The 10,971-nt window shown below is 58.8% G+C and carries 9 protein-coding genes; 2 read left to right on the plus strand and 7 right to left on the minus strand.

The window, feature by feature from the left end; translation table 11 throughout:
* The first annotated feature begins 175 nt into the window (after window positions 1–175).
* Both AC2FI8_RS04670 and AC2FI8_RS04675 read left to right on the plus strand, forming a co-directional pair.
* Window positions 176–649, plus strand: a complete 474-nt coding sequence (locus AC2FI8_RS04670) for a rhodanese-like domain-containing protein (protein ID WP_496777464.1) — start codon at window positions 176–178, stop codon at window positions 647–649.
* Complete coding sequence (locus tag AC2FI8_RS04675; protein WP_496768320.1) at window positions 646–1,461, plus strand: CE1 family esterase; 816 nt, start codon at window positions 646–648, stop codon at window positions 1,459–1,461. The genes AC2FI8_RS04670 and AC2FI8_RS04675 overlap by 4 nt, the downstream gene beginning before the upstream one ends.
* Here the strand turns inward: AC2FI8_RS04675 and mdoH are convergent, their stop codons facing one another.
* The 7 genes from mdoH to AC2FI8_RS04710 form a co-directional block, all read right to left on the minus strand.
* On the minus strand, window positions 1,462–3,330 hold the full coding sequence (gene mdoH, locus AC2FI8_RS04680; RefSeq protein ID WP_496777466.1) for a glucans biosynthesis glucosyltransferase MdoH: 1,869 nt from the start codon (window positions 3,328–3,330) through the stop codon (window positions 1,462–1,464).
* Window positions 3,327–4,826 (minus strand): OpgD/OpgG family glucan biosynthesis protein, encoded by a 1,500-nt coding sequence (locus AC2FI8_RS04685; protein ID WP_496777468.1) that lies wholly within the window; start codon window positions 4,824–4,826, stop codon window positions 3,327–3,329. The genes mdoH and AC2FI8_RS04685 overlap by 4 nt, the downstream gene beginning before the upstream one ends.
* Window positions 4,823–6,040 carry an OpgC family protein gene (locus tag AC2FI8_RS04690; protein ID WP_496768327.1) on the minus strand — a complete coding sequence of 406 codons (1,218 nt, stop codon included), beginning with the start codon at window positions 6,038–6,040 and terminating at the stop codon, window positions 4,823–4,825. Before AC2FI8_RS04690 ends, AC2FI8_RS04685 begins: the two co-directional genes overlap by 4 nt.
* Window positions 6,041–6,072: 32 nt before the next feature.
* Window positions 6,073–7,443: a tetratricopeptide repeat protein gene (locus AC2FI8_RS04695; RefSeq protein ID WP_496726118.1), complete on the minus strand. Its 1,371-nt coding sequence runs from the start codon at window positions 7,441–7,443 to the stop codon at window positions 6,073–6,075.
* A 181-nt stretch (window positions 7,444–7,624) separates the two neighbouring features.
* Complete coding sequence (locus tag AC2FI8_RS04700; RefSeq protein ID WP_496777470.1) at window positions 7,625–8,809, minus strand: CaiB/BaiF CoA transferase family protein; 1,185 nt, start codon at window positions 8,807–8,809, stop codon at window positions 7,625–7,627.
* Complete coding sequence (locus AC2FI8_RS04705; RefSeq protein ID WP_496777472.1) at window positions 8,796–10,415, minus strand: thiamine pyrophosphate-binding protein; 1,620 nt, start codon at window positions 10,413–10,415, stop codon at window positions 8,796–8,798. Before AC2FI8_RS04705 ends, AC2FI8_RS04700 begins: the two co-directional genes overlap by 14 nt.
* A gap of 78 nt (window positions 10,416–10,493) precedes the next feature.
* On the minus strand, window positions 10,494–10,952 hold the full coding sequence (locus AC2FI8_RS04710) for a DUF302 domain-containing protein (protein WP_496777474.1): 459 nt from the start codon (window positions 10,950–10,952) through the stop codon (window positions 10,494–10,496).
* Window positions 10,953–10,971: the final 19 nt, after the last annotated feature.

The raw sequence follows: 10,971 nt of genomic DNA on the forward strand, positions 1-10,971 counted from the left end.
AAGGATAATTTTCTTACTGTCCAGCTAATACAACTCATTTGCCGCGCGCCAACACAGCGAGGCTGCGGCTTTTGCCTGCAAAAATGACGTGAACTTGAACTGCCAGGATAAATTCGGCGCGGATTCCAAATCTGCGCTGTGATAGAAACCCCATGTCAGGTCAGGAGGGTGCGACGTGGCCCGAAACTTAAACCGATCCCGCAGGTGGATCTTGATTGGAGGCTGTGCCGCAGTGGCGGGGGGATTTGCGATACGCGAATACCGGCTTATTCCGCCTGACTATTCGGGACGGCAACTTAGCGTGCAGGATGCGCATAGGCAGGCCGAGGCCGGAGACGTATTGTTGCTGGACATTCGCACCCCGAAAGAGTGGCAGTCCACTGGGATAGGAGAGGGCGCGAAATATTTGGACATGCGCCGTGACGATTTCATTCCCGCTCTGACGCAGCTCGTCAAAGGTGACAAGGGCGCGGCAATTGCGTTGATCTGTGCGCGGGGCGTGCGTTCGGCGCGGTTGAGCAACCGGCTGACCGAGGCAGGATTTACGAATATTATTGATGTGCCCGAAGGCATGTTGGGGTCGGCCGCCGGGCCGGGATGGGTGCGCGCCGGATTGCCGGTTCGCGACTACGACAGGAGTGCAGTATGATCCGGGAATTAACACTGGCAACGGGTTTGGCGCTGGTCGGGCAGTCGGGGCTGGCCGCCTGTGCCGATCAGGAGGGTATGTGCGAGACCACCTCGGGTGGATATCACATCGAACTGCCCGAAGATGAGAACCCTCCGCTGGTGGTGTTTCTACACGGCTATGGTGGCACCGCCACCGGTACGTTGAAAAACCGAGGCATGGTGGAACCTCTGCTGGAGCGCGGCTACGCTGTAATGGCGCCAGAAGGGTCGGAGCGCAACGGGCGGCAAAGCTGGAACTTCTTTCCGGGTTGGGAAGGACGCGATGAAACCGCCTTTTTGACCGAAGCGGTTCAGAATGCCGCGGATCGGTTTGGCGTTGATACGGACCGGGTCGTTCTGGGCGGATTTTCGGCAGGGGCCTTCATGGTCTACTACCTTGCTTGCGCGGCACCCGACACATTCTCGGCCTATGTACCGGTGTCTGGCGGGTTTTGGCGTCCGGATCCTGAGTCTTGTGATGGGCCTATTCGGATGTTCCACACCCATGGCTGGACGGACAATGTGGTGCCGCTGGAAGGGCGCTTGCTGGGCGGTGGCCGGTTTCATCAGGGCGACATCTTTGCCGGGCTCGAGATTTGGCGCATCGCAAATGGCTGCGTTGATACGAAGCCCAGCGGGTTCTCGACCACTGGTTCTTTCATGCGCCGATACTGGAGCGGGTGTGACGAGGGCAGCGCGCTGGAATTCGCGCTGTTCCCCGGTGGTCATTCGGTGCCCAAAGGCTGGGCTGACATGATGATTGACTGGTACGAAGGCCTGCCGGGTGGCTGATCACTCGGCAGGGGTCATCACGCCTTTACCCTCGATCACATTCTTCAGTTCATCCCTGTAACGACGGGCCGAGCGTGTGATTGCGGGCTCGTTAAAGTCCTCTTTCATGCCAACCATACGGCGCGCTGCACCGGCTGACACGCCGCTGAGTGCGGACAAGGGGATTGCGAAGGCAAGGCTGATCGCGATCGGAGCCAACCAGATTGATACAAGACCGGACAGGATGCCCACGCTAAGGGCCGCGCCGCTGATCGTTTCGACCGTGTGGCAAAGGATCAGCGTGCGCAGACCATAGCTGCCGCCATCCCGCGCCTGAGGGGACCAGCCCTTTTGGATACCAAAGGTGGTACGAATGACGGCGATCATCTGTTGCACCATCAGAATGGGGGCGTAGAGGATCGACAGAACAACCTCGGCCAGGAATGAGGTCAGGAATTTGCGACCGCCACCGAATTCGGCATAGCGCACACCGCTGAGCGGCAGGGCCAGAACACCCAGCACCTTTGGCGCAAGCAGCATCGCGTACATGACCAGAATGATCAGCACATGGCGGGTTTCCGTCATCTCGGGCCATTGCGGGAACAGTGGATTGTCTGGGCTGAAATAGTGCAGGACCGAGGCATCCTCACCCTGACCGATCAGCGCCCACATCACCAGCAGCGCAAACCAAAGCGGCGACATCAGATATCCGACTGCGCCGTGGAACATGTGGAACCGTGAAACCGACTGAAATCCGGCTGAGCCCAACAGCTTCAGGTGCTGCAAATTGCCCTGACACCAGCGCCGGTCGCGCAGGGCGTGATCAATCAGTGTCGGCGGTGTTTCTTCATAAGACCCGCGAATGCGGGGCAGGAACCGCACGCCCCAACCGGCCCGACGCAACAGACCGGCCTCGACGAAGTCATGGCTCATGATCAGTTTTTCCTGACCATTCAGCGCCCGCAGTTTCGGCAAACCCGCGCAATTGGCGAATGCTTGGGTGCGGATAATGGCGTTATGGCCCCAATAATTGCCTTCCTGACCGCACCAGCGCGCAAGCCCTTCGGCAAAAGCAATTCCATAGACGCCATTGGCGAACTGCTGCATTCGCGCAAAGACCGATTGTGCCCCGATCAGCTGAGGATAGCTCTGGATCAAACCGGCGCCCGGGTCCCGGGCCAATGCGTCGGTCAAACGGGCGATGGCGCGACCGGTCATCAGACTGTCGGCATCCAATACCAGCATGGCATCCCACTCGGCACCCCAGCGGCTGACCCAGTCGGCGATGTTGCCAACCTTGCGGTCGGTGTTTTGTTCGCGACGGCGGTAATACAGTTCCAGCCCAGGGGCGAGGGTGGTACGCAGCGCCTCGACACTGGCTTGCTCTTGTGCGGCGATCTCGGGGTCCCGCGTGTCCGAGAGGATGAACATGGCATAGTGATGCTGCCCACCGCGCGCCTGCAAATCTTCAAGCATAGTGCGGGCATTGCCCAGTACGTTCCAGGGCACCTCGTTGTACACTGGCGTCAACAGGGCGACACGCAACTGTTGGGCGCGACCCTGACGCACAGGGCGTTCCTGCCGGGACAGCGAGACCATGCCCAGCAACACAGTGCAGACCGTGAAGGAGATCCAGAAGAAGTTGAATGAAATCAGTGCCAGAAGGATGGCCTCGATCAGGTTGATGCCTTCGGCGTCGAACCAGTCCGTCATCACCCATAACAGTCCCAGCGTCGCCGCCATTGCGGGCGAAAACGCCAGCGCACGCCAGAACCCGGCCGAGGGACGTTTGGCATCAGGAACCTGTGCATCTCGAAACCCTGCGCTGAAATCCTGCGCAGGCATGGCCAGAGGCGTCTCAGGCGGCATGATATGAAGATCTCTGGTCATGTGGTCCAACGGTATAGCCAGACCTCAGAGGCTGGCTGTTTGTCTTTCAGCAACTGCGCGCGCAATTCGACATGGTCCCGGTCGCCGGGCTCGAACGAAAACGCCAGCCGCAAACCGCCTGTGTCGGGGTTGCGTTGCAGCACACCTTCGGATGTTTCGGCATGCGGCGAGTCCACGAAAATGGTCATCGCCTCTGGGTCGTCAAACAGCTCGCTTTCTTCAAAATCGATGACGGCCAAACGCCCTTCACCAAAGGTGTTGTCGCCCATCGCGGTGTTGATCACGCGCGCCATCGGTGTGCGCTGGGGCTCATCCCCCCAGATCAGGCGATAGGACAGATCGACCTGGCTGCCAGCCGTATAGGGTTCGGCAGGGCGCCAGTAGGCGACGATGTTATCGTAGATTTCCTGATCCGCCGGAATTTCAACCAGCGTGACGGCACCTTTGCCCCAATCCGCACCGGGTTCGACCCACAGGCTGGGGCGTTTGTGATAATTCGCCTCAAGATCCGCGTAATCCGAGAACTCACGCTTCCGCTGCATAAGGCCAAAGCCGCGCGGGTTCGTGTCGACAAACGACGAAATCTGCAAACGGGTCGGGTTCGCCAATGGCCGCCACAGGACCTCTCCGGCACCGTTGCGGATCAGTAAACCGTCGCTGTCGTGTACTGCAGGCCGGAAGTCGTCGAAACGACTGTGGTTGGTTTGGTCAAACAGGAACATAGACGTGCCGGGAGCGATGCCTACATGGCTCAGGTCCTCGCGTGGAAATAGCGTGGCTTCGATATCCATCACGCAGTTTTCGCCTGCGGTGACATTGAACCGATATGCACCGGTGACACTTGGGCTGTCCATCAGTGCGTGAACAACCATGTCGCGTTGGCCGGGTTTCGGGCGCTCCAGCCAGAAGCGGATGAATTCAGGGAATTCCTCTCCATCCGGGTCGCCGGTTTTGAGTGCCAGACCACGGGCAGAAAGGCCGTAAACCTCATGCAGGCCGATGGCGCGGAAATAGCTGGCGCCTTGCCAGACGCAGAACTCATCGGTTTTGCCGGGACGGTGCATTTCGGTGCGCAGACGCAGGCCGGAAAAGCCCAGCGTGTCGTCGATTGGCAGTTCCGGGACGTCCTCGGATTTGTCGAACATCTCCAGATCAAACGCGACCGGAGTGGCCATTCCATTTTCAACGGTTTCAACTTTAACAGTGCGCGGGAAGTACAGGCCTGGTGTGAAGAAATCGACGTTGAAGGGTGTTTCCGTTTCATACCAAAGCGCGCGGTCCAGCCGAAACCGGATCGAGCGGTATTGCTGATATGTCAGATCCTGCCATTCCTGCGGCACCATTTCGCGTTCCGCATAAGGTCGGCTGGCCAGATCGCGGGCCATCTCAATGACGACATTGCGGTCAAATGGGACCTCGCCGCCGGTGGCGAAGGTCGCGGGCGCAAATGCAAGCGCCGACGTTGAGACCAGAAATGCGCGACGTGTAAAATTCATTTCTTAGACTTCCAAGGTTGTGACTTAAACCAAGCGGCCATGTATGCCACGCCGATGATCATCGCAAAGCCAATCATGTTGGCGACGAAAACACTGGCAACATCCCGCCCACTCAGGTCCAGACCGACGCCGATAAGTCGTGCTGCAGCCATCGAAAATACGAACACTGCCAATGATTGCTGACCAACTTTGGTGATGACGGTCAGCAGGAACTGCCAGACCTTGGCCGCGGTACCCTGACCGGTTGCAATCAGGCGATGTCCATGTTCCCCGGCGACAACCCAGCCCAGATAGGCGAGTGACAGGAAATGTAGATAGCGGAACAGGCCAAAATCGGTTTTGTCGCGGAACTCTTTTGTGACCGGCCAGACCTTGCGGATTTCGTCAGCCAGATCTGGGGCCACTGCGTTGATCCATGTGAACACCTTCCACGAACCAAAAGGCATCGAGAAGATCAGGAACAGTGCTGCCGCCCAGATCAAGGTTTTCGATACCGGGGGGGCCGGTATCCAGCCGCGCATGAATGCAAAGCCGGTGAAAAACAGCAGCTGCCAACCAAAAGGATTGAAGAACCACTGCCGCTCAGACCACGGCTCGGCCGGTAGGTCCAGAACGTCGGTCTGCGCGACCAGCCAAATCGCGACAGATGCTGCGGCGACCGCCCAAAACCCGATCCGGTAGAGGCCCATAAACATGGGCATCATTGCCAGAACCACCAGATACATCGGCAGGATGTCGAAATAGTTCGGAACATAGGTCAGCGTGAACAAACCCACGATCTGAGGCGCCGGATCGTTGAAGAAGTGCTGCAGGTTCAAAGACGAAACGTAGGTCTTTTCAAACAGCCCCGATTGATCCAGCGCGGCCATTGACATGGCGACAAAGAAGAACAGACAGATATGTGCCCAGTAGACCTGCCAAATGCGGAACGAGACGCGGGCGGTGCCCATCCACCACCCCTTGCGCAGGAACGCTCCGCCAAAGGCAATCGCCGACGCCATGCCCGAGCAGAACACGAAAATCTCGGTCGCGTCCGAGAATCCAAACCGCGCGGGAATCCACTTTGCCCATGGATCGTTTGGGATATGGGCGATCAGGATGATGAACATCGCGATACCGCGATAGAAATCCAGGCGCGGGTCGCGCGTGCGGGCAGGCGCCGCCGCAGAGGCAGCCACTGGCGCAAAATCAGAAGCGGGCGAAACTGTCGCCATACGTATTCTGTCCTTCTTGGTCTTAGTTTTTGTTATTCAGCCGGGACGCTTTGTGCGTCTCCGTTGTCGCGTGCCGCATCGATCAATGTGCGGCGCGCAAGAGCGTAATTGTCTTCGCCCCCGGCTCTTTTGGCGCGACGGTCATCCAGAATGCGCTCGACAGCATCCAGGCGGCCGGCGCGCAGGCCGGAATCAATTGTGATGCGCTCGAATACATCACGTTGGGCGTGGCTTCCACCTGCCAGTTGCATACCTGCTCGAGCGTTTGATAAAAAGTCGAAGGCGTCGCCGTAAAGGCCTTCGCCAAAGGCCTCAAGTCCTTTTGCGGCCGCAATGCCCGGATCGGACATGCGGATCGGGGTGTCCCCCTGATTGCGCTGCGCATCTTTCTGAATACGCTGCAACATCTTGCTGGTCGCCTCTGGGCGATTGTCGCCGGTCAGGGCCAGAAGATAGTGAAGATCGGCAAAAATCAGGCAACCATCTTCGGTCCGTGCCGCACTGAGATCCGCCAGTTCTTCCCAGCGGTTGCCCACATTGACGCCCTCAAGCTCAAGTCGTGATAGCAGGGACGTGGCGTTCGAGATATCGCGGTAGTCGTCGGTTTTGTCCTGACGGATGTAGTTGTCATACAGCTCCATCACCTGATCGACCTGACCCAGATCCAGATGCATCAGCGCCTTGTGCCACCAGACGTGATAGCGAAAGTTGTTGCAGTGGGTCCAAGCCTCTTCGCGACCCGCGAGCCAATCAAGGCCCAGCTGTGCGTTGCCTGTCATCTCATGCACGTGTGCAACGGCGTGCAGACCCCAGGCATCGTCCGAGACCATCCACAGCGCCTGCCGTCCGGCGATTTCGGCCTTTTCGTAGGCACCGGTCTCTTCCAATGCAAAGGAATGACAACCCAGCAGGTAACCGCGGCCGGCATGATCGGGTTCATAAGCGGGAAGAACGCGCTCGATCGACCGGCGCATCCCTTCCGAGTCGCCAAGTACGAATCTTGTCGCGTGGCTGAGTTTCATGGCCAGCGAGTCTTGTGGGTGATCCCGCAGAATCTCTTCGAACTTTTGGATGGCTTGCGTGGGCAGGTCGGCCAGATACAGACCCAGCGCTTCGACATAGAGCCGTTCACGGGCCGAGACCGGCTGACGTTCCATGGCGCTGTTGGCGGCTGCCATTGCTTCGACGGCGACCGGCATCATCTCGCGGCGGCCCAGCAGGACCATGAACAAGCCTTTGATCGCGTGACCCAGGGCAAAATCGGGCTCAAGCTCAAGAACCTTGCCAAGATGCTGTGGCGTAACGGCGGCATGGGCCATGAACCCAAGCAGAACACCATCCCACGCCTCGGCACTTGCCGGGTGGCTGAGGGTGTTCATCTGTCCGAAAACGTCTTGCTTCATGTTCATGTTCCGATCCAATCGAGAATATCTACAGCACTTGATGTATCAGAGACTGTGGGCGGGTCGTATCAGTATCGGCCCTGCTCTCGAATTGGTGAAATGCCGTGTGGACAAAAATTGAAAAAAACCGCCGATTCAAGGGCATGTTTCAGCAACATGCCGCCGAAACGGGCACAGTGTTTCAATCGTCAAAGGGGTTTTTAGCGCGTAAAACGGCCTGCGTATCGGCCCCAAAGACGGGCGGGGCAGCCCGATATGTTACAGGTGTGCGCGACAGTTTCAGCGGATTCCCGATCAGTTGAACGTCGCCCGGTTCGGCCTGCATCGCGATCTGCATCTGGCGGGCTTCGACCTGATCGGTTGCAAAAACCTGATCCAAAGTCTGTGCCGGGCCAACCGGAACTTTGCGGGCCTCGAGCTGCGCAATCATGGTCTCAGACGCGTGGGTCTTCACCACAGGACGCAGCACGGCGTTTAATGCGTCACGATTTTCCAGCCGGGCGGGGTTGGTGGCGAAACGGGGGTCATCAGCCAGATCGGGGTGCTCGATGCATTCACAGAAGCGTCGGAACTGACTGTCATTGCCAACGGCCAGAATGACGTGGCCATCGGCGGTTTCATAGACGTCATAGGGCACGATATTTGGGTGTCCGTTGCCGCGCCTTTGGGGCACGTTTCCCGAGGTCAGGTAGTTCACCCCTTCGTTGATCAACCACGCAATCTGCGCATCCACCAGCGCCAGATCAATCTGCTGGCCTTCGCCGGTCTGATCGCGGTGGCGCAGGGCGGCCAGAATGCCGACACTTGCGTACATTCCGCACATAACATCGGCGATGCCCACGCCCACCTTCATCGGCGCGCCATCGGGTTCGCCTGTCAGCGACATGATCCCACCGTACCCCTGCGCCATCAGGTCATAGCCCGGCTTGGACGCATTTGGCCCGGTCTGGCCGTAACCCGATATCGAGCAATAGACTAGGCTGGGAAAGTCTTGCGACAACGTGGCGTAGTCCAGACCGTATTTCGCCAATCCGCCGGGTTTGAAGTTCTCGATCAGAATGTCCGCATGCGAGGCCAACCGTTTGATTTCAGATTGCCCCTCGGTCGTGGTGATGTCGATAGCCACGGATTTCTTGTTGCGGTTGGCCGACATGAAATAAGCGCTTAGATCGGACCGGTTGCCTTGCGCGTCTTCGACGTAAGGAGGGCCCCATTGGCGGGTGTCATCCCCGCCGGTCGCGGGGTTTTCGATCTTGATCACGCTGGCCCCCAGATCGCCCAGCAACTGCGTGCAGGTCGGTCCGGCCAAAATGCGACTGAGGTCCAGGACTTTGACGCCCTTCAGCGGTCCTTCAGATCCGGCCATCATAGCCTCCACGATCAATTTCGGCGGCAATCACGGTGAAAGAGTTGGCCTTCAACGCCTCATTCAGGGCAGTGCGCAGTTCCTCGCGGTTTCGAACGGTGTGACCGTTGCCGCCAAACGCCCGGCCCATGGCGGCAAAGTCATGGCGGTCGAAATCGACACCTCTGTTGCCCATCTGGCGCTGACGTTGTTTCAGCTCGATCAACGCGAGGCTTGCATCGACAAAGACCAGAAAGATCGGGTTTCCGCCCATTTCGGCGGCGGTCGACAGCTCTCCGGCGACCATCAGGAACCCGGCGTCGCCCGAAAAACTGATAACCGGGCGGTTTGGTTCGGCCAGTTTCAGACCAATCGCCATTGGCACGGCGCAGCCCATGGTACACAGCGCCGAGGACTGGATCAGTCCGCGTTCCTCGGAACAATCCCACATCTGACTCAGCAAGATACGATGCGCGCCACTGTCGGCTGTAGCCAGTGTTTCAGCAGGTAGGGTTGCACGGGTTTCGGCGATGACGGCGGCGGGACCCCAATCTTCGTCCGTTGGAAAGGCCTGCGCCAGCGCGGCTTTAACCTGCGCGGGTTCACCGCCCGGCCACGTATCGCGGGCAGGGTTGCCCTTTGCCATGGCCTCCAACGTAGCACCCGTATCGGCGACCATATTCAGGCTGGCCTGATGCATATAGTGGTCATTGATCACAGCCGAGATGTCGATAACGCGCTTTTCCTCGGGGTCCCAGACCTCGCGCCAGCCGGGGCGCATCTCGATAGGGTCGTAGCCAAGGCACAAGACTAGATCGGCCTGTTCAACCAGCGGCAAAAGGTGTTTGTCGGCCAGCGGTGACAATCCGGCCCCGCCAAGGCACAGGGGGTGATCTTCGGGCACAACTCCCTTGGCTTTGTAGGTGGTTACAAAGGGGATGCCGAAATGTTCCAGAAACGCCTGCACAACATTGCGCGATCCGTCATACAGCACGTCCAGCCCCACAATCGCAATGGGACGTTCCGCGTCAGCCACCCAACGGCGCGCTTTCTCCAGGCAATTGCCCTCGGGCGCGACGGCGGCAGCCTTGACCAGTCGCCGCTTCTTGACGCTGGATACGCACATATCCGCAACCGAGATCGGAATATCGATATGCACGGGTCCGGGGCGCGGCTGGTTGGCCAGCGATACGGCCTTGTCTGCCACGATATCCGCGCCCTGTGCCGTCAGTTTAAAGGTTCCTTTGGTGATCGAGCGATAGACCTGTGCGTGATCCATAACCTGATGGGTATAAGTCAGCGCTTCATCCGCATCGACGCAACCGGTCAGCACGATCATCGGCACCCTGTCCTGCAGGGCGTTTGCGACTACGTTGATCCCGTTCATCGCACCGGGGCCAAGGGTCGCAACCAGAATGGCAGGCGCACCGTCGCGGTGATGCACGGCTTCGGCCATGAATCCGGCGGCGTTTTCGTGTTTGGTCAGGTGAAAGGTGATCCCCGCCTGTTCCAGCGCATCCACCAACGTCAGAACCTCGCCACCGGGCATACCAAAGGCATGGCGGCATCCGGCCTCGTAAAGTCTTTGGGCCAAAAGGTCCGCGGCGCGGGGCGAAAGGTCCTGCATTAGTTATGCTCCGAAATAATACGTCATTGCAGATTGCGGAGGACGCGTCCGGACGCAAGCAGGTTCACGGCAGTGTGACTAATTGACTGCGGATTCCGCCACTGCCTGAAACTTTTCATCCAGTTCCGTCGCAATTTCTTGCAGTGGCTCACCGCCTTGCTGGGCATAGGGGGCAAAGACGTGGCTTGGGGTTTTGTAGGACAAAGTCGCCGTGCCGTCCGCATTCTCGGTCACGTAGAACCGGATGGGCGCTTCGATCATTGCGTCGACCGAGGTTTCCAGAACCCGCACCGCGTAGTCGTTGTTAAAGGCACCGATTACTAAGTTTCCGGGAATGATGATGCCACGGGCCGCCGCCGCCTTGGTGGGCCCGGCCTGCGTTACAACAATCAGACCGTTTTCTTTGACAGCGGTCTTCGTATCCGCGACCAACGCATCATAGCTTTTGTCGGTGGAATGAACGGCCCAGCCCGACAGCGGTTCTTGCGCCAGCGCGGGAAGGGCCAGTAAACACAGTACGGTCGAAATAGCCTTCATCGTGCTGTCCTCATGGGTA

The organism is Ruegeria sp. CDSB029 (assembly GCF_059611125.1).